19 protein-coding genes are annotated in these 18,988 nt (G+C 71.0%); 8 read left to right on the top strand and 11 right to left on the bottom strand.

Annotation, left to right across the window (positions count from 1 at the left end):
- Position 1: 1 nt before the first annotated feature.
- From RIN75_RS40240 to RIN75_RS40205, 8 genes are all read right to left on the bottom strand, one after another.
- Positions 2–778: a class I SAM-dependent methyltransferase gene (locus RIN75_RS40240; protein ID WP_309117371.1), complete on the bottom strand. Its 777-nt coding sequence runs from the start codon at positions 776–778 to the stop codon at positions 2–4.
- Entirely contained in the window at positions 775–1,953 is a 1,179-nt protein-coding gene (locus tag RIN75_RS40235; protein ID WP_309117370.1) for an MFS transporter, read from the bottom strand. The genes RIN75_RS40240 and RIN75_RS40235 overlap by 4 nt, the downstream gene beginning before the upstream one ends.
- Positions 1,950–2,948, bottom strand: coding sequence for a dipeptide epimerase (locus tag RIN75_RS40230; RefSeq protein ID WP_309117369.1), 999 nt, complete (start codon positions 2,946–2,948; stop codon positions 1,950–1,952). The genes RIN75_RS40235 and RIN75_RS40230 overlap by 4 nt, the downstream gene beginning before the upstream one ends.
- On the bottom strand, positions 2,945–4,006 hold the full coding sequence (locus RIN75_RS40225; protein WP_309117368.1) for a cysteine synthase family protein: 1,062 nt from the start codon (positions 4,004–4,006) through the stop codon (positions 2,945–2,947). Before RIN75_RS40225 ends, RIN75_RS40230 begins: the two co-directional genes overlap by 4 nt.
- A 2-nt stretch (positions 4,007–4,008) precedes the next feature.
- Positions 4,009–4,779: a Rossmann-like domain-containing protein gene (locus RIN75_RS40220; RefSeq protein ID WP_309117367.1), complete on the bottom strand. Its 771-nt coding sequence runs from the start codon at positions 4,777–4,779 to the stop codon at positions 4,009–4,011.
- Positions 4,776–6,014, bottom strand: coding sequence for an ATP-grasp domain-containing protein (locus tag RIN75_RS40215; protein WP_309117366.1), 1,239 nt, complete (start codon positions 6,012–6,014; stop codon positions 4,776–4,778). Before RIN75_RS40215 ends, RIN75_RS40220 begins: the two co-directional genes overlap by 4 nt.
- 233 nt (positions 6,015–6,247) lie before the next feature.
- Positions 6,248–6,901, bottom strand: coding sequence for a hypothetical protein (locus RIN75_RS40210; protein ID WP_309117365.1), 654 nt, complete (start codon positions 6,899–6,901; stop codon positions 6,248–6,250).
- A 59-nt stretch (positions 6,902–6,960) separates the two neighbouring features.
- Positions 6,961–9,219, bottom strand: coding sequence for a hypothetical protein (locus tag RIN75_RS40205; protein WP_309117364.1), 2,259 nt, complete (start codon positions 9,217–9,219; stop codon positions 6,961–6,963).
- A 445-nt stretch (positions 9,220–9,664) separates the two neighbouring features.
- Here RIN75_RS40205 and RIN75_RS40200 point away from each other — a divergent pair, with 445 nt between their 5' ends.
- The 4 genes from RIN75_RS40200 to RIN75_RS40185 are packed head-to-tail and all read left to right on the top strand — an operon-like array spanning position 9,665 to position 13,501.
- Positions 9,665–10,789, top strand: a complete 1,125-nt coding sequence (locus RIN75_RS40200; protein WP_309117363.1) for an extracellular solute-binding protein — start codon at positions 9,665–9,667, stop codon at positions 10,787–10,789.
- Between the two features lie 4 nt (positions 10,790–10,793).
- Positions 10,794–11,699: an ABC transporter permease gene (locus tag RIN75_RS40195; RefSeq protein WP_309117362.1), complete on the top strand. Its 906-nt coding sequence runs from the start codon at positions 10,794–10,796 to the stop codon at positions 11,697–11,699.
- Positions 11,690–12,460 (top strand): ABC transporter permease subunit, encoded by a 771-nt coding sequence (locus tag RIN75_RS40190; RefSeq protein WP_309117361.1) that lies wholly within the window; start codon positions 11,690–11,692, stop codon positions 12,458–12,460. The genes RIN75_RS40195 and RIN75_RS40190 overlap by 10 nt, the downstream gene beginning before the upstream one ends.
- A gap of 3 nt (positions 12,461–12,463) precedes the next feature.
- Positions 12,464–13,501 (top strand): ABC transporter ATP-binding protein, encoded by a 1,038-nt coding sequence (locus RIN75_RS40185; RefSeq protein ID WP_309117360.1) that lies wholly within the window; start codon positions 12,464–12,466, stop codon positions 13,499–13,501.
- A 120-nt stretch (positions 13,502–13,621) separates the two neighbouring features.
- On the opposite strand, the gene RIN75_RS40180 is transcribed toward RIN75_RS40185, so the two are convergent.
- Entirely contained in the window at positions 13,622–13,915 is a 294-nt protein-coding gene (locus RIN75_RS40180) for a hypothetical protein (protein WP_309117359.1), read from the bottom strand.
- Between the two features lie 32 nt (positions 13,916–13,947).
- Here RIN75_RS40180 and RIN75_RS40175 point away from each other — a divergent pair, with 32 nt between their 5' ends.
- Positions 13,948–14,103 carry a hypothetical protein gene (locus RIN75_RS40175; protein WP_309117358.1) on the top strand — a complete coding sequence of 52 codons (156 nt, stop codon included), beginning with the start codon at positions 13,948–13,950 and terminating at the stop codon, positions 14,101–14,103.
- 49 nt (positions 14,104–14,152) lie between these two features.
- Here RIN75_RS40175 and RIN75_RS40170 read toward each other — a convergent pair whose 3' ends face one another.
- The gene (locus RIN75_RS40170) at positions 14,153–15,652 is read right to left on the bottom strand and encodes a hypothetical protein (RefSeq protein WP_309117357.1); all 1,500 of its coding nucleotides are present in this window, start codon (positions 15,650–15,652) and stop codon (positions 14,153–14,155) included.
- Positions 15,653–15,802: 150 nt separating this feature from the next.
- Here RIN75_RS40170 and RIN75_RS40165 point away from each other — a divergent pair, with 150 nt between their 5' ends.
- Entirely contained in the window at positions 15,803–16,426 is a 624-nt protein-coding gene (locus RIN75_RS40165) for a DUF305 domain-containing protein (protein ID WP_309117356.1), read from the top strand.
- On the opposite strand, the gene RIN75_RS40160 is transcribed toward RIN75_RS40165, so the two are convergent.
- Positions 16,419–16,730, bottom strand: a complete 312-nt coding sequence (locus tag RIN75_RS40160) for an antibiotic biosynthesis monooxygenase (RefSeq protein ID WP_309117355.1) — start codon at positions 16,728–16,730, stop codon at positions 16,419–16,421. The genes RIN75_RS40165 and RIN75_RS40160 overlap by 8 nt on opposite strands.
- Before the next feature lie 96 nt (positions 16,731–16,826).
- On the opposite strand from RIN75_RS40160, the gene RIN75_RS40155 reads away from it, so the two are divergent.
- Entirely contained in the window at positions 16,827–17,417 is a 591-nt protein-coding gene (locus tag RIN75_RS40155) for a helix-turn-helix domain-containing protein (protein WP_309117354.1), read from the top strand.
- Positions 17,418–17,427: 10 nt separating this feature from the next.
- Positions 17,428–18,342 (top strand): hypothetical protein, encoded by a 915-nt coding sequence (locus tag RIN75_RS40150; RefSeq protein WP_309117353.1) that lies wholly within the window; start codon positions 17,428–17,430, stop codon positions 18,340–18,342.
- Positions 18,343–18,988 lie beyond the last annotated feature (646 nt).

Genomic DNA, 18,988 nt, shown 5'->3' with positions numbered 1-18,988 from the left:
TTCACAGGCGGCGGGCGACCACGTGGAGGCGGTCGCCGGACAGGGCTTCGCCCAGGGGCGCGTCCGCCGACCACGGTTCGTCGGTGCGCGGGCCGGGGCTGTCGAACAGGGCGAGCACCTCGAACCCGGCGAGGTCGAGCAGGTGCCGCAGTTCCAGCGGGAACAGCAGCCGCCACGCCGAGCGCTGCACCAGCGGCGGCGCGCCCGGCCACGTCCACTCGCGGCGGCGGCGCAGCAACTGGGCGGCGTGGTCGATCCACAGCTCGGTGCGGGAGGTGTAGGGCACGCCGTCCCACTCGACGGTCCGGGTGCGGACGCCGTCGAGGAGTTCGGTGTTGCCCAGGAAGAACGCGCCGTTGCGCATCTCGGCGACGAGCAGTCCGCCGGGTGTCAGGTGGTCGTGGCAGCGCTTGAGGAACGCGGTCAGGTCGGCGTTGGTGTGGCAGTACAGGAACGCGCTGTCCAGACAGGTCACCACGTCGAAGACCCGGTCCAGCGCGAAGGTCCGCATGTCGCCGAGCACGAACTGAGCCCGGTGGTGCTCCCGCGCGTACGCGACCATCCGCTCCGAGCTGTCCAGCCCGACGACGTGATAACCGTTGCGCGCCAACCACCCCGCGTCGCGCCCGGTGCCGCTGCCGATGTCCAGCAGGGTCGAGCCGCCGCCGAAGCGGGTCACGATGTCGTGCACCCAGCGGGCGGCGACGTGGTCCGGGTCGGGGAACTGGTGCTCGTAGAGCGCCGGGTTGTCGGTCAGCAGGTTCTCGCCCAGGCTCATCGGGCCGCCTCTCGGGTCGGGGTCAGGACGCCTCGGCGGTGCAGCCACACCACGGCCGCCGCGCACCCCAGCCCCACGGCCACGCACACCAGCGACGCCGCCGCGCCGGACACGCCGAACACCCAGCCGACCAGCGCGTTGCCCGCCGTCGCCGCCAGGCCCGACACCAGGTAGAACACGCCGAAGTAGGTGCCGGACAGCCCGGCCCGGCCGAACGCGGGGATCAGCTCGTAGACGAACGGGTGCGCGATCATCACCCCCAGGGACAGGAAGAACGCGGCGACCAGCGGCCCGGCGAGACCACCCGCCCACACGTGGCTCAACGCCGTCGCGGTGAACCCGGCGCCCATCACGGCCATCCCGACCGCGATGGCCCGCCCGCGCGGCATCCGCCCGAACCACCGGGTCACCCGGACCTGCAACACCAGGGTCGCCACCGTCGAGACCAGGAACACCGCCGCCACCGCCCGCGCCGAACCGGTCAGCCGCTCGACCTCCAGCGGCAGCACCAGGTAGAGCTGGTTCTGCAGCACGAACATGCCGGTCAACGCCACCGTGAAGGCCAGGAACCGCTTGTCCGCCAGGCTCTCCCGCCAGTCGTCCAGCACGGTGCTCTCGTGCGGGGCCGCTTTCCGCGCGGGCAGGACGAGCGCCTGCGCCACGGTCAGCACGGCGAAGATCCCCGCCGCGACCAGCGCCGACACCCGGAAGTCCCACAGCAGCAACAGGCTGCCCAGCAGCGGACCGACCAGTGCGCCCGCCTGGGCGTAGACGTTGAACAACGCGAACGCGCCCGCCCGGTCCTCGGACTCCTCGGCGATGTACGCCCGCACGGCCGGGTTGAACAGCGCACCCGCGAGTCCGCTGAGGACGGACGCGGCGAGCAGCACGGTCATCGTCTCGCCGATCGCGAACAGGCCGAACCCCACCGTCCGCAGCGCACAGCCCGCGATGATGACCCGACGCGGCCCGAGCCGGTCGGACGCCGAACCGCCCAGCAGGAACAGACCCTGCTGGCTGAACGTCCGCACGCCCAGCACGACCCCGATCGCCGCCGCGGACAGGCCCACGTCGCCCAGGTGCGTGGCCAGGTAGGGGATGAGCAGGTAGAACCCGGTGTTGACGCCGAACTGGTTGACCAGCAGCAGCCGGACGGGCAGCGGGAACCGCCTCATCGCGGCACCACGCCGAGACCGGGCGCGCCGGTCAGCCGCAGGGTCCCGTCCTCGCCGCCGATGCCCCGCCACGGGTCGCGGGCGAGCAGGAGGTGGCCGTCCAGGTCGACCCAGCGGGCGTGCCCGGTGAGGTGCACGGCGGGCGCGATGCCCAGGGAGCTGGCGACCAGGCAGCCCAGCATGACGCCGAGGCCGGCCTCGCGGGCGGTGTCGATGATCTCGCGGGCCCTGGCGATCCCGCCGCACTTGGCGAGCTTCACGTTCACGCCGTCGACCAGGCCCGTCAACGCCTTCACGTCGTCGGCGGTGGCCGCGTCCTCGTCGGCGACCAGCGGCGCTGGGCAGCGTTCCTTCAGCCAGGCCAGCTCGTCGAGGCGGCCCGGCGGGAGGGGTTGTTCGAGGGCGTCCACGGGTGGCAGTCGGTCGAGCACGCGCACGGCCTGCTCCGCCGTCCAGCCCCCGTTGGGGTCGAGGATCAGCCGGGCGTCGGGTGCGGCTTGGTGGACCGCCCGGACGGTGGCCACGTCGTGCTCGCCACCGACCTTGACCTTGAGCACGGAGAACCCGCGTTCGGCCAGTTCGGCGGCCTGCGCGGCGCAGGCGGAGGGGTCGCCGATGCCGATGGTGAAGGCGGTCGGCGCGTCCGTCCACTGTGGATCGGCGATGAGTGCGTGGAGGGGCTTGTCCGCGCGCATGGCGAGCAGGTCGTGCACTGCGGCGTCGAGGGCGGCGAGCACGCCGGGGGGCAGCGGGGGGAGCCGGTCGAGGAGTTCCTCAGGGGACGAACCGGAAGCGATGGGCGAGACCTCGGTGAGCAGCTCGACGATCCGCGTCACGTCCAAGCCGTAGAACACGCTGGTCACGACCTCGCCGTGGCCCCGGACGCCGTCGTGCTCCAGCACCACGCGGACCGCGTCGCGCCGGGTCATCACCGACCGGGAGATCCGCAGCGGCGAGGCCAGGTCGAGGCCGTAGACGTGCCAGGAGAGCTTCACACCGGCACCCCCACCGCCTGCGTGCCCGAGAGGTTCGGCGCGGCGACGTTCGCGCACCGCGCCCAGCTGGTCACCTCGATCTCGCCGGAGTGCCCGATCTCCACCGGCCGGTCCGCGGGCACGCCCAGCAGGCCGCGGGACCGGCAGAAGTCGTCGTCGAAGATCGTCCCCAGGTACCGGTGCGGCCCGTCGGGGAAGATCGTCACCACCCGCGCGGACGGCTCCAGCCGGGCCACCCACGCCGACACCAGCGCGACCGCGCCGGTGCTCCAGCCGCCGGTGACGAACCCGTCGCGGGCCAGCCGCCGGCACGCGTCCACCACCTCGACCGGGCCGAGCCAGTGGACCTCGTCGAACTCGTGGTAGGCCACGTTGCGCGGGTGGATGCTGCTGCCCAGCCCGCGCATCACGCGCTGCCGCGCGGGCTGGCCGAAGATCGTGGAGCCCACGGTGTCCACGCCCACCAAGCGCAGCAGCGGCCAGTACCGGCGCAGCGCCGCGACGATGCCCGCGCTGTGCCCGCCGGTGCCGACGCTGCACACCAGCACGTCCGCGCGGTCCAGTTGCCGGACCAGTTCGCGGGCCAGACCGGTGTAGCCGGCCGGGTTGTCGGGATTGTTGTACTGGTCGGGCCAGTACGCGCCGGGCAGGCCGCGCAGCACGGTCTGCAACCGGTCCAGCCGCGCCTGCTGCCAGCCGCCGGTCGGGTGCGGCCGGTCGACGATCTCCAGCCGGGCGCCGTGGGCGCGCAGCAGCGCCCGCATCGACGGTTCCAGTTCGTGGTCCACCACCAGCACCACGGGGTGCCCCAGGGCTTGGCCCGCGAACGCCAGGCCGAGCCCGAGCGTGCCGCTGGTGGACTCCACGACCACCGCGCCCGGCTTGAGGTCGCCGCGTTTCTTGGCGGCTTGGAGCATGGCGACCGCCGAGCGCGCCTTCATCCCGCCCGCGCTGAGGTTCTCCAGCTTGGCCCAGAACCCGCCGTGCCGGTGGGGCAGCGGGGTGTCGATGCGGGCCAGCGGCGTGTTGCCGAGCAGGTCCAGCAGTGCTGCGCGCATGGTCACGGTTCCCGGTAGTGGAACAGGGTGGACGGGCCGCCGTGCAGCCAGAAGAACGGGTACGGCTCCGCCGAGACGGCCCGCGCGCCGTGGCCCAGGAACCAGGGCGCGACGGCGCTCGCGGTCTGGGCGAACAGGGTCACCGGCCGCCCGGTCGCGAGCAGCGCTTCGAACGTGCCGTTGCCCAGCGTCATGCCCGAGGCCAGGACCAGGTCGAAGTCCGTGTCGCGGAAGTCGGTGACGATCGGCTCGTCCCACTCCGTCCGGCCACCCTTGAGGTCGCACGGCACGTACCGGACGTCCCGGGCGCGCAGGTGCTGCAGCAGGGAGTTCACCACGCCGACGACCAGAACCCGTTGTCCCGGCTGGGGATCGAGCAGGTCGACCACGGCCCGCGCCCGGGACATGGATTTGGCCAGCGAGTCGCCCGCGTCGACGGTGACGTGCTTGGCGTTCGAGGTCTCATGCGGGTGGGCGTGCATGAGGTAGGCGTCGAGGGCGGCCGTGCGTACCGCCGCGTGCGGGTGGTCGAGGAGGTCGGCGACGGTGGTGCCGGCGCAGTCCGCCACGTCGGGCTCGTCGCCGGGTTCGACCGCGCACGACCCGACCGCTTCGCCGACCCGCAGGCTGACCACGGTGTTGCGGTAGGACTGGCCGCGGGTGGCGTGCCGGGCGCCCTGGCGGGTGGTGAACGCGACGCTGACCGCGCAGTCCGCCGGGTCGGGACCCAGTTCGGCGGTGCGGACCCGGCGCACGAGTTCGGCGAGGGTCACTGGTCGTCCTCGGCGTACCGGACGTTCATCCCCGCCACGACCTGCTCGGCGCGGGCTCGGGCGTCGTGGTCGGCCGAGGTGACCATGACGTGCCCGAGGTAGGTGTTGTTGCTGGTGGGCTCGCCCGCGCGGTGCCCGGCGGGCTTGACCGCCCGGTCCACGACGTCGGGGTGGTCCGGCGCGTCGATGCCCGCGATGACGCCCGCTTTCGGCGGCAGCAGGAAGGAGATGGCCGCGCTGCGCACCCCCGTTTCGCGCGGGCGCAGGTCGGGCTCCTCGCCGACGGCGAGCTGGGCGAACACGGCGGGCAGGTCGATGCCGGTGACGCGGCGGACCAGTTCGGTGATCTGGTTGCCGGCGGGTCGCGGGTTGACCTCGATGAGCTTGGGGCCGTCGGCGGTCAGCTTGACCTCGGTGTGCGCCACGGACTCGTCGAGGCCGAGCGCTTCGATGGCGGCGACGGCGGTGTCGATGGCCTGGTTCTTCTCCGCCTCGGTGAGGTCCGCCGGGAACATGTGGCCGCTTTCGACGAACCACGGATCACCCGCGATGCTCTTGTCCGTCACGCCGATGACGTGCGTGGTGCCGCCGGTGGTGACCGTCTCCACGCTCACCTCGGGGCCGACCAGCAGTTCTTCGAGCAGGACCGTGGTCACGCGGGGCTGGTTGCGGGCGTTGACCGGGAACGCCTCCAGCGCCAGGAACGCCTCCCGCAGCCCGTTCTCGTCCCGGACCGCCCGGACGTGCATGCCCGCGCACAGGTCCACCGGCTTGACGACCAGCGGGTAGCCCAGGTCGGCGGCGGCCTTGGCGGTGGCGGGCCAGTCGTGGGCGAGGGCCCAGCGCGGGCCGGGGACGTTCGCGGTGGCCTGGCGGGTGAGGTCCTTGCGGTAGGCGCGCTCGACGGCGTCGGCGGACGGGCCGGGGAGGCCGAGGTGGTTGGCGACCTTGGCGACGGTGGCCAGGTAGTAGTCGCAGGAGGAGATCACGCCGTCGAAGCGCAGCAGTTCGTGCGCCTTGTCCACAAAGGACAATAAGGAGTCGATGTCGTTGGTCTCGGCGGTGAGGACGTTGTCCGCGGTGAGCAGCGGGTGCGGGTGGCTGGGAGCCGAGCGCAGGTAGTGGTTGAGGTCGCGGGTGAGGAACGTGAACCGGTGCCCCGACTCCCGGATCGCGCGTGGCAGCAGGGTGCTCATCGCGCCCACCCAACTCTCGATCATCAGCAAGTGCGCCACGCGGGCTCCTCCGACGGTCCTCAAATCGGTGATCGTCGGGAATGGTAACCGTTATCAGTTTCAGTGCGTGCCACCGGGTGGGTGATCCGGGTCACGCGCGTGCGCCACTCGGCGGGAGAGGTGGGCGTGCGGGCCGCGATGTGGCTGGTCGACGAGCTGGACGAGGTGTGGGAGCGGCTCGCGCGTCGGGTACGGCTCGGCGGTGCCGGCTTCGGCTGGTGCTACGGCCGCTCTCAGTCGCCACCACGGCCGATGGGGCCGTCCGGACGCGTCGCGCGGACGGGTTTCCGGTCGGCGACCCGCCGGGCGGGCTTGCGGCGGAGCGCTCGGACGAGCGGGAACACCACCACGACCAGCAGTGACAGCGCGGGCACGGGGAGGCCGAGGACGAACTGGTCCAGGGCGTAGTCCGCCGCCGGCACCACCAGGCATGCGACGAACGCCCGACCCGACGCCGTGGGCGGCTTGCCCGGGCGCGCCCACGGGGTCCGGCCGAACGGCTTGGCCACCGACAGCCACACCTGGAACGCCAGCGCCGACGCCATCGGCAGCGATCCCACCCGCGTCAGCGTCGGCGAACCGCCGGGGTGCAGGTTGGGGCTGAGCACGAAGATCCCCACGTACAACTGGGTGAACGTCACCACCGTCTTCACGGCCACCCACCAGTGCCGGAAGAGCCCCCACGGCGTCAGGCCGGACAGCATCAACCCGCTGAACGCCGACGTCGTCGCCATGAACTGCAACACCTGCACGTCGATCAGCAGCGCCACGTCGAACGCCGCCGGGTTCTCCAGCGCGTGGTTCACCACCACGAACAACGCCAGCGCCATGCACATCCAGCCGGTGGAGGTGACGACGTGCAACCACACCAGCAACTTCCGCGCCAAGGCAGACCTCCTACAAGTAGCCGCACTACATATAGTACGACTACTTGTAGGTCACGCGGTCAGACGCGGCAGGGGCTGCCGCCCGGCTCACCCGGCAACGCCTCGACGTTGGCCTTCGCCTCGCCGAGCACCACATCGGTCAACGGGGTGTCCAGCACCAGCGCCTGCTGCACCACGCTGGTCGGGGTGGTCGTCGTGCTGTTCAACCGCAACGACCCGATCACCAGCGGGATGGTCAGCGGTGCGCTGCCCACGGTCACCGGTGCGCCGTTGATCGACAGGCTCGCGATGTGCGACGAGCCCACGAACCGCTCCGTGCCGTCCGGACCGCACGTCACCGCCGCGCTCGACTGGATCACGCCCACCTCGATGGTCACCAGCAGGCTCGAAATCCGCGTGTAGTCGATCCGCGACGACGAGATCGCGCCGTCACCGGCCATCGGCGGGGTGCCCGCGAGCACGTCCGGGGTCTGGTCGGTGCGCGCGGTCAGGGCGTTCGCGCGGACGTTGAGGATGCCCGAGTTGAGGTTGACGTTCGCGACTTCCTCGAAGTCGTCGGTGCACGGCACGTCCGGCGAGTTGGCCTGCGCGAAGATGATCCCGGCCAGGTTGAGCGCCGTGGCCTGGCAGGAGAACATACCGGTCCGCTCGGACGTCTTGATCCGCAGGTCCGACAGCACCGGGCCGGCCCCGTTCGGCGCGGCCGTCAGGGTCGCCCGCACCTCGATGTACCGGCCCGTCTTGGCGAACTTCACGCCGTTGGACACCGCGGTGAACGCCTCACCGGCCAGGCCGGCCTCGGTGTCGGACGTGCGCGCCTCCACCACGATCGACGTGCCCGCGGGAACGCTGCCCTGCGCCTCGGTGTTCCAGGTGACGGTGCCCCAGGTCTGGCCCGCGACGCCGCCGTCCTGCACCACCGACCACGTCCCGACCGGGGCGGTGATCTCGCCCAGCACGGACCCGGTCATGTCGCTGTAGTTGTACGGCCCCGCGCCGTCGCCGAGGTCCACGGTCAGGTCGACCGCGCCGACCGGGAACCCGCCGTTGCCGATCGGACCCGCCGCCGGGTCGATGCGCATGGCGTTGTTGGTGGTGATGTTGGTGACCCACACCTTGCCGTTGCTGTCCACCGCGACGCCGGTCGGGCCGGTGCCGCCGGGCAGGGTCACGTTGCCGACGTACGTGCCGTCGGTGCGCAGGTGGCCGACCGTGGTGGCGCCGAACAAAGCGTGCGCGACCCACACGTTGCCGTTCTTGTCGACCGCGACGCCCTGCGCGTTGGCGCTGCCGTGCGCGAAGGTGCCCAGCACGGTGCCGTCCGGCGCGAGCTTGACGACCTGGTTGCCGCTGAGCTTGGTGTGCCAGATGTGCCCGGTGTTCGGGTCCAGGCCCAAGCCGTAGTCGCCGTGCGAGGCGTCCAGGCACTGGCCGGACGCGGTGCCCGGCTCGTAGCGCAGCAGGTTGGCGCCGAACCGCGCCGACCACAGCGTGCCCGCCTGGTCGACCAGCCCGCCGTACCCGCCGCAGCCCAGGCTGAACGGCGCGCCCAGCGACGAGCCGTCCACGCCGGAGATCTTCTCGTGCTGGGTGTTGGAACCACCGGTCCACAGGTCGTTGTTGGCGTCCACCGCGACCGTGCGGGTGTTGGTGCCGGCGACCCGGCTGTAGGTGATGACGCACTCGTCGGCCGCCGTGGTGACGCCGCCGTTGTCGTCCGCGCCGCCGGCGTTGGTCCACGGCCGGATGTCGCCCAGGCCGCGCGAGGTGGCGTACAGGCCGTCGCCGTTGCGGTCGGCGCACGTGTTGTACGCGAAGGGTCCCTTGAGGTAGTCGCCGGCGGGGTTGGCGGTGCCGTCGGCGTTCGCCCTGGTGCCGCCCAGGATCACGCCGACGCGGGTGACGGAACCCTTGCCACCGGTGGCCTCGTCGCGGTTGGACAGCCACGTGTTGCCGAGCTTGTCCACGGTCGTGCGGGACGGGTTGCGGCCCCGGCCGTCCGGCGCGGACCGCCACTCGCCGACGATCGCGCCGGTGTTGACGTCGATGCGGACCATCGTGCCGCGCGCGGACGCGGCCACGTTGACGAACGGGAAGAACGCGGTCTCCCGGTCGAGCTGGAGCTGGTCGTTGTTCGGCGCGTCGTGGTTGACGTCCTGGAGCACGCCCTGGTCGAAGTCGGCGTCGAGCGTGTAGAGCACGTCCGAGCCGGGGACGGGCGCCGCGGCGGCGATGCCCGCGGGCAGGGCCACCAGGGTCGCGGGCAGGACGAACACGCCCGCGGCCAGGGCCGCCAGGGATCTTCGGGCTTGGTGCATGGGGATCTGCCCTTCTTGGGGAGAAGCAGGTTTCGGGCATTTCCGTCACGTGACACCCGGATGTCGGGCCACTTCGTGAACCTGTTACGGGAGCGGGGTGCGCGAGTGTTCTGCGGCCGCCGAAATCGGGTCCCGAATTCATCCCGACGGCGCTCCGGGGTGCTGCTCGCGGCCCAGTCGCCCGCCTGCGCCTCGTGGCCGCGCCCGGCGTGTCGCGACCCGGACAGCCCAGCGGTTGCGCCGTTCCGGTCGTTCCGGGACGAAGTCCGCCGGGCGCGGTTCGGCCACCTCTCCGCCATTGAGCGGACACCGGGAATTCGCCCAGTTCACCGAATGGACCACGAACGCCCCGGCCGGCTTGACAAGCGCGCGCGGCGGAACGGAAGCTCCGCTGGCCCGGAACGCGCCCGGGAACCCCCGAAGCCCCCGAGGAAGGTTCGCCCCCGTGACGAAATCCCTGCGGCTGGCCGGTGTCGTCGCCACCGCCCTGGCCCTGCTCGCCGCCTGCGGCACGCCGCCGCCCAAGGACGGCGCGGGCAGCACCTCCTCCGCGTCCACCGCCACGTCCGCCGCCGATCTCGGCGGGCTGGACAAGCTGGTCGAGGCGGCCAAGAAGGAGGGCAAGCTCAACGTCATCGCGCTGCCGCCGGACTGGGCCAACTACGGCGAGATCATCAAGGCGTTCGAGGCCGAGTACGGCATCAAGGTCGACTCGGCTCAGCCGGACGCCTCCAGCCAGGAGGAGATCAACGCCGCCAACCAGCTCAAGGGCAGCGACCGCGCGCCGGACGTGTTCGACCTGGGCCTCAACGTGGCCCTGGCCAACAAGAACCTGTTCGCGCCCTACCGCGTGCAGACCTGGGACGACATCCCCGCTGAGCTGAAGGAGCCCAGCGGGCTCTACTACGGCGACTACGGCGGCTTCATGTCCATCGGCTACGACGCCGCCAAGGTGCCCGCGCCGACCACGGTCAAGGACCTGCTCAAGCCCGAGTACCAGGGCAAGGTCGCGCTCAACGGCGACCCGACGCAGGCCGGCGCGGCGTTCTCCGGCGTGGTCATGGCGTCGCTGGGCAACGGCGGCTCGGCCGACGACATCGCGCCCGGCGTCGAGTTCTTCAAGCAGCTCAAGGCCGCCGGCAACTTCCTGCCGGTCGACCCGACGCCCGCGACCATCGAGTCCGGCCAGACCCCGGTCGTCATCGACTGGGACTACACCAACGCCGCGCAGACCGCGAAGCTCGCCGGCAAGGCGGACTGGAAGGTCGTGGTGCCGCAGGGCGCGCAGGTCGGCGCCTACTACAACCAGGCCATCAACAAGGACGCGCCGCACCCGGCCGCCGCGCGCCTGTGGCAGGAGTTCCTGTACTCCGACAAGGGCCAGAACCTCTACCTCAAGGGCCTGTCCCGGCCGGTGCGGCTGGACGCCATGGTCAAGTCCGGCAAGGTGGACGCCGACGCGCACGCCAAGCTGCCCAAGACCGACGGCAAGCAGGTGTTCCTGACCCAGGAGCAGGCCGACAAGGCCAAGAAGACCTTGTCCGAGACGTGGGCGCAGGCGGTGGGCTGACCGCATGGTCGCACCCGTCTCCACGGCCGCCGGGAGTGGCCCGCAGGCCGCTCCCGGCGGCTCCGGCCGGTCGTGGCTCGCCTGGCTGGTCGTCGTGCCGTTCCTGGCCTACGTAGGCACGTTCCTGCTCTACCCGACGGTGCTGGTGCTGGCCGGGGCGTTCCAGGACTCGTCCGGCGGGTTCACCCCGGACAACCTCGCGGCGCTGACCGAGGGCGTGTACCTCCAGGCGTTCCTGCGCAGCGTCGAGCTGTCCGCGCTGACCGCCGTGCTGGGCGCGGTGTTCGGCGCGCTGCTGTCGTGGGCGGTCGCCTCCGGGAAGCCGGAGGGGTTGCTGCGGCGCGTGGTCGTGGCCGGGTCGGGGGTGCTGGCGCAGTTCGGCGGTGTGCCGCTGGCGTTCGCTTTCCTCGCCACGGTGGGGTTCCAGGGGTTCGTCACCCGGTTCCTGCGGGACTGGTTCGGGATCGACCTGTTCGCGGGCGGGGCGTGGCTGTTCGAGCTGCCCGGGTTGACGCTGGTCTACACGTTCTTCCAGATCCCGTTGATGGTCATCGTCTTCCTGCCCGCGCTGGACGGGTTGCGTCCACAGTGGAGGGAGGCGGTGGACAGCCTCGGCGGCTCGGCGTGGACGTATTGGCGGCACGTCGGCGGGCCGATCCTGCTGCCCGCTTTCCTGGGTGCGTTGCTGTTGTTGTTCGCCAACGCTTTCTCCGCGTACGCGACGGCCGCGGCGCTCGTGTCACAGGGATCGCCGATCGTGCCGTTGCAGATCCGGGGCGCGTTGACCGGCGAGGTCCTGCTGGGGCAGGAGAACCTGGGCAAGGCGCTCGGGTTGGGCATGGTCGTGGTGGTGGCGGTGGCGATGGGCCTGTACGCGGTGCTGCAACGGAGGTTCGCGCGGTGGCAGTAGTCGTGCGGCGGCTGGTGCTGCTGGTGCTGGGGGCGTTCTTCCTGGTGCCGCTGCTGGCGATGGCCGAGTTCTCCACGCGGGGCGCCGGCGGGTCGCGCAGCCTGGAGTCGTGGACCGCGATCGGGTCGGACCCGGACCTGGTCGAGGCGATCCTGGCGTCGGTGCAGCTGGCCGTGACCAGTTCGGTGCTGGTCCTGGTGCTGCTGGTGCCGACGATGACGTGGATCCGGCTGCGGCTGCCGGTGCTGCGGCGGCTGGTGGAGTTCCTGTGCCTGCTGCCGATCACGATCCCGGCGATCGTGCTCGTGGTCGGCATGGCGCCGCTGTACGCGTGGGTGGACTACTTCCTGGGCGACTCGCCGTGGACGCTGACGTTCGCGTACGCGGTGCTGGTGCTGCCGTTCGCGTACCGGGCGATCGACGCGGGGTTGTCCGCGATCGACCTGAAGACGCTGGCCGAGGCGGCGCGGTCGTTGGGCGCGTCCTGGGGGACCGTGCTGGTGCGGGTCGTGGTGCCCAACATCCGCACGGCGCTGATCGGGGCTTCGCTGCTGTCGGTCGCGTTGGTGCTGGGGGAGTTCACCATCGCGTCGCTGTTGAACTTCGACACGTTGCAGGTGCAGGTGAACCTGCTCGGCAAGCGGAACGCGGGCGTGTCCATCGCGGTGTCGTTGCTGAGCCTGCTGTTCGCGTTCGTGCTGCTGTTCCTGCTGTCGTTCGTTGGCGGGCGGCGGGGTTCCTCCGCCGTCGAGGAAGGCTGAGGGATGGGTTACCTGGAGTTGCGCGGGCTGCGCAAGTCGTTCGGCGGGCAGCCGGCGCTGGCGGGGCTGGACCTGTCGCTGGCCGAAGGTGAGCTGGTCAGCCTGCTGGGACCGAGCGGGTGCGGCAAGACGACGGCGCTGCGCATCGTCGCGGGCTTCGAGACCGCCGACGCCGGGTCGGTGTCGGTCGGTGGGCGGGATGTCACCGGTGTGCCCGCGAACAAGCGGGACATGGGCATGGTCTTCCAGGCCTACAGCCTGTTCCCGAACATGACGGCGGCGCAGAACATCGCGTTCGGGCTGCGCCTGCGGCGGTCCGGGAACCGCGCTCGGCGGACGTCGGAGCTGCTGGACCTGGTCGGCCTGGGCCACCTGGCCGGGCGGTACCCGCACCAGATGTCCGGTGGCCAGCAGCAGCGGGTGGCGCTGGCCCGGGCGTTGGCGATCGAGCCCCGGGTGTTGTTGCTGGACGAGCCGCTGTCCGCTTTGGACGCCAAGGTGCGGGTGGCGTTGCGGGACGAGATCCGGCGGATCCAGACGTCGTTGGGGATGACGACGTTGTTCGTCACGCACGACCAGGAGGAGGCGCTGGCCGTCTCGGACCGGGTGGGCGTGATGTCGCAGGGGCGGTTGGAGCAGCTGGACACGCCCGCGGTGGTGTACCGGAACCCGGCTTCGGCGTTCGTGGCGCAGTTCGTGGGTGTGACGAACACGGTCCACGGGGTTGCCGAGGATGGTGGGGTGCGGGTGGGCGCGGTCCGGGTGGAGGCTGAGCATGAGGTCGACGCGGGTTCGGACGTGAAGGTCATCGTGCGGCCGGAGGACATCGGGATCGCCCAGCACAGCGGGCAGGCGAACGGGGCGCTGGTGGGCAGCGTGGTGACGCAGAGCTTCCTGGGGGCGGTGACCCGGGTGTCGGTGCGGTTGGCGGGGGACGGGCAGGAGGTCCGGGTGGACCAGCCGTCCAGTCGGGCGGGGGACTTCCCGGTGGGGACGGCGGTGGCGTTGGACCTGTCGCGCGTGATGGTCGTCGAGGCCTGACCCCCGCGCCGCAGGCGCTCCTGGGCTTGCCAAGCCACAGCGGGCCTCGGTTCGTCCCCGTACAGCCTGCCGGAGGCAACCACACTTCGGTCTTCTGAGCAACCACGCTTTACCGGTTGCTCAGAAGACCAAAGCGTGGTTGGGCTGCGCCCAGGCCGTACGGGGGACGAACTGGATCGGCGCGGGTGAGAACGACGACAGCAGTGCCGGCAGGGCCGCCGCCGGGAACGCCCAGGTGATCAATCCTCGCTGAGTCGGGCAAGGTGGGCGGGTCACGATCCTGGAGGCGGGGCGGGCCACGTTGGAGATCACCGACCCGCCGCACGCCGAGTACATCGACGAGGTGGAGGTCGGGTGGCGGGTCGCCGGGCACATCCGGGTGGCGTTCGAGGTCGACGACTCGACGGCGACCACGCGAGAGCTGGAGCAGGCGGGGGGCGACGGTCGTGGCCGAGCCGACCAGGACGCCGTGGAACTCGTTGAACGCCCGGCTGGAAGCGCCCGGCGGGCTCCAGCTCACGCTGTTCACCGAGTTGGGCGAGCCCACCGAGCACGAGCCCACCGAGCCCACCGAGCACGAGCCCACCGAGCACGCCGAGTGACGGAAAAGGGGCCTGTCCGGAAACCGGACAGGCCCCTCACGTCCCAGGACTACCGCGGGAACAGCTCCCGGTAGTGGCCCTGCGTCTGGACGTTCAGCTCACCCACGCGGACCAGCTTCGCCGTCGCGGTCCGCGGGTCGCGGATGTCCAGGACGTCGAAACCCTTGGCCATGTCGGAGGAGTAGATGTAGCCGTTGTAGTAGTACGTCGACCACGCACCACCGCCCTTGCGGTCGGGCAGCGGGCCGCGCTCGAACCAGCCGATCTCCTTGGGGTTGCGGGAGTCGGTGAAGTCCCACACCGAGATGCCGCCCTGGTACCACGCCTGCACCATGATGTCGCGGCCCTGGACGGGGATCAGCGAACCGTTGTGCGCCACGCAGTTCTCGGAGTCGGCCTGGGTCCGGGAGATCTTGTAGTACGACCGGAACTCCAGCTTGCGGGCGTCGCCCTCGCCGGTGATGTCGTAGATGCCGTCCGCACCGCGCAGCGGGCCGATCTTCGGGTTGCAGGTGGCCGCGCCGCCGCCGCCCAGCTCGTCGGTGAAGACGACCTTGGTGCCGGCGTTGTTGAACGTGGCCGAGTGCCAGAACGCGAAGTTCACGTTGTCCTGCACGCGGTGGATCTCGCGGGGCTTCTCCCGGTCGGAGATGTCCCACAGCACGCCGTCACCCATGCACGCGCCCGCGGCCAGGTCCTTGGACGGGTACACGGTGATGTCGTGGCAACCGGACGTGGCGCGCACGTAGCCGGTGTCCACGGTGCCGTCACGGCCCGGGTTGCCGCCGTCGGGGAACAGCACCGTCTCGGACAGCACGAAGGCCGAGGTCGGTTCGGCCAGCGGCACCTTGACGATGGAGATCAGGTCGTGCGGCGTCTTGCAGTCCGGGAACGTGTCGTTCGGCCCGTAGGACGAGACGTACACGTAGACGTCCTTGCCCTTCTTGTCGGGCACGAGCGTGTGGGTGTGGGAACCGCACTTCGTCTCCACCGACTTGATGTAGCGCGGGTTGCGCTTGTCGGAGATGTCGAAGATCTTGATGCCCTCCCACGCGGCCTTGTTCGTGGCCGACAGCGGGGTGCTGGAGCACGAGTCGTCGGAGCGCGACGAGTCGGTGGACAGGAACAGCAGGTTCCCCTTCACCGAGATGTCGTTCTGCGAGCCCGGGCACAGCACCGTCGCGGCGATCTTCGGCTTGTGCGGGTTGCGGATGTCGTAGACCACGAACCCGTCGTAGTTGCCGTCGAACGCGTAGCCGTCCTGGAAGGCCAGGTCCGACCACGTGGACGCCTCGGTGAACGGAGCCGGCTTCGGCAGGTTCGCGAGGTGCTTGATGTTGCGGGTGTGGCGGATCTCGTCGACACCGGGGATGCCGGTGTCGGCCTGGGCGGGCTCGGACAGCTGGGCCTCCGACAGCCCGGCCACCTCCGCGTCCACCTCGGGCTCCGCGAGCGCTTGCGGACCGAGCACCAGCGACGAGGCGGCGAGTGCCAGCGCCCCCAGGGCCGCGCCGGCTCTGCGGCGGCGGGCCGAATCGCGTGCGTTCACTTCAGGTCTCCCCTTCCGAACCTGTAGCAGGGACCGCAGTATTACCTTTTGCATGGCTAACCACCAGACCCATTCGTCGGTAAGGAGCAGTCTTCCGGCAGCTGGAACGTGCGGGTAACTTGTCGAGCCGAGTCGAGGGGGTCGTGGCAGATGCGGATCTTGTTCGTGGCGGCGCTGGTCGCTTTCCTGGCGGCGTGCACGGCGAAGACGGACGACGCGCCGCCGGTGATCGTCCCGAAGGGACCGGGCGAGCAGGCGCAGACGCTCGCGCCGGAGGACGTCGGCACCGACCGGTGGGTCGCGCCCAACGAGGCGGACCTGACCTACGTGGTGAGCATGATCGAGCACCACAAGCAGGCGCTGGAGATGTCCGCGCTGGCGCCCGAGCGCGCCCAGAACGAGACGGTGAAGGCGCTGGCGTCGCGCATCTACGACACCCAAGGGCCGGAGATCGGCGGGATGGAGCAGTGGCAGCGCCAGTACGGCGAGAAGGCCCCCGCGCACGGCCACTCCGGCAAGATGCCCGACGTGGACCACGGGTCCATGCCGGGCATGGCGACCGCCGAGCAGATGAACGCCCTGAAGAACGCGCGCGGCGCGGACTTCGACCGGATGTTCCTGCAGTTGATGATCGCTCATCACGAGGGCGCGCTGAAGATGGCCGTGGACCTGCTGAAGGCGGGCGTGGACCCGCGCGTGCAGGAGATGGCCAACGACGTGCTGGTGTCCCAGCAGGACGAGATCAACACGATGAAGTCGATCACGATCAGCTGAGCACGAGGTCCTCGCTGGGCTGGAAGGTCTCCACGGCGTTGCCCGTCACGTGGCGGGCGATGCCGGCGTTGCGCCGGTGCGCCTCCTTGAACGACGCCGAGGCGACCCACGCCTTGAAGTCCTCCTCGGTGTCGAACTCGTTCACCGAGACGTAGGGCTGGTCGGGGCGGGTGGGGCGCAGCAGCGTGCTGCGGCGCAGGCCGGGCACGCCGGGCAGGTAGGTCCGCATGTTGTCCCGGAAGTGGGCCTCGAACTCCTCCGCGCGCTCGGCGGGCACGAACAGGCGGTTGGTCGCGACGAACATCCGGCACCTCCACGGTTCCCGACGGGGAGTTCCCGACGCTGCGTAGGCAACTATTCCAACGCGGCGTCGGGAAAACAAGGGGGTAGGCTCTGGCGCGTGCCCAGGATCAGCGCCGAGACCCTCGCGGAGCACCGCGCGAACCGGTTGCGGTCCCTGTTGGCCGCGGGCCGGGAGATCGTCGCCGAAGAGGGGCCGGACGCGTTGACGCTGGCCGCGCTGGCCCGGCGGGTCGGCCTGTCCCGGCCGTCGCTCTACGAGTACTTCAAGTCCCGCGAGGAACTGGTCGCGGCGATCGTGACCGACGAACTGCCCGACCAGGCGCGGCGGCTGGCGGCGGCGGTGCACGCGGTGTCCGGGGTGCCGGCCAAGGTCGAGGCCTACCTGCGGACCGTGCTGGAGATCATCGTGGACGGCAGCCACGGCGCGGTCGTCGCGCTGTCGGCGCACGCCCTGCCGGAGGAGTCGCGGCGGCGGATCCGGGCCGAGCACGAGAAGCTCCTGGCGCCCCTGGTCGGTGTGCTGCTGGAGGCGCGCGTGCCGCAACCGGGGTTGCGGGCGCTGCTGATCCACGGGTCCGTGGAGGCGGCGGCGCGGACGTTGCGGCCCGGGGACGTTCCGCAGAGCGAAGCGGTCGTCGCCGCCCTGCTCGACCAGACCCTGCACGGCCTCGGATCGCGGACCTCCTAGCATTGCCCGCGTGATCTTCAACCGCAAGCGCCTGCCCGACCTGACCGCACCGCTGGTCGGCGCCGCCCGCCGTGGTGACGAGCCCGCCTTCGACCAGGCGCTGGACGCCGTCCGGAAGCGGGCGGCGCGGGCCGACGTGGCGGAGTTGTCGGAGGCGGTCGGGGTGCTCGGGCCGGTGCTGGCCGAGGAGCCGGCGGAGTTCGGGCGGCTGGCCGTGGTGGTCGGCGGCCTGCTGGAGGCGGGTGCGGAGCCGGGACCGGAGTTGGAGACGTTGGCGCGTCGGGTCGCCGAGGCTCTGGAGCAGCGGTGGGCGTCGGCGGAGGACTGGGCGCGCGGGTTGCTGATCCCGTTGCAGCGCAAGGAGGTTCGTCGCGCGCTACCGCACCGCGAGCGCCTGGTGCGCGCCGCGTCGGACGCCTCGGAGGTCGGTCCGGCCGAGTGGCTGGTCGGTCTGCTGACGGTCCTCGACGACGAACGACTGATCGTCCTGCACCGCCCGTCCGGGTTGGGGTACGAGGTGACGATCGGCGGCATCGGCGACAACTTCCAGTTGCACACCCTGCTCGCGGCGACCCTGATCGGCGACCCGGCGCAGGGCCTCGTCCCCGGCACTCCACCGGACCCGGCGTGGGTCGCCGCGGCCTCGGACGGCGACGACCTGGAACCCGCCGGCGGCATCCGCGGCCAGTTCAACCTGGTGGACGCCCACGGCGAGTGGATCTGGAACGAGGGCCGGCCCGCCGACATCCCCGAGTTCGACGGCCGCCGCGTAGTCGTGCTCGACCCGCCCGCCTACCCGCGCACCTGGAACGCGGGCCGCGCCTACCCGCACATGCCGCCGACGATCACCCTGGACCGGGTGCTGCCGAACGCGGAAGCGGCGGCGTGGTTGGCGAAGACGACCCCGGACACCCGGCTGTCCTAAACCATCTTCGCAAGTCTCGGCCTCCGCACCCGACCACACGGCCCGCGTTGCCGCGCGGGCAGTCCGCCGAGCGGGCACACCTCAACTTGGGCTTCTTGCTTGTGTCATCCCCGTATGGCCCGCCCGAAGGGCTACCACAGATTTCCCGGGTGCAGCCGAAATTTTTTGTGAGGAACGAGCAAAAAATTTTAGCGGCACCCGGGAAATCTGTGGTCGGCTTTGCCGGGTCATACGGGGATGGCACAAGCAAGAAGCCCCCGCAGTTGTCGTTGTGTCATCCTTGGTGGCTCGCCCGCCGGCGAGGCTCTTTTGATCTTTAGAATTGCGCTTCCCTGCTCAAGTCCACGCTTCGCGGGGCTCAACGCAACGCGCTCCGCGCTGCTGGAGGAGGAGCGCGCTTCGCGCTCTTGAACAGCGCTGACGCGCTCTCAAGCTCGAACGCGCTGCGCGCTCTCAAGATCACAAGCGCCTCGCCGGCGGGCAGACCACCGATGGGGGAGGAAGGGCGTCGGTTCCCCCACCGCATGGCCTGGCAAAGCCAACCACGCTTTGGTCGGGTGCCGCTGAAATTTTTTGCTCGTTCCTCACAAAAAATTTCGGCCGCACCCGACCAAAGCGCGGTAGCCCTTCGGGCAGGCCATACGGT

Origin of the sequence: Saccharothrix sp. (assembly GCF_031180885.1) — a bacterium.
In the GTDB taxonomy this organism is placed as follows: Bacteria; Actinomycetota; Actinomycetes; order Mycobacteriales; family Pseudonocardiaceae; genus Actinosynnema.
Note: the sequence above shows the minus strand (reverse complement) of the source record. Positions and strands in the feature narration are given on the sequence as shown.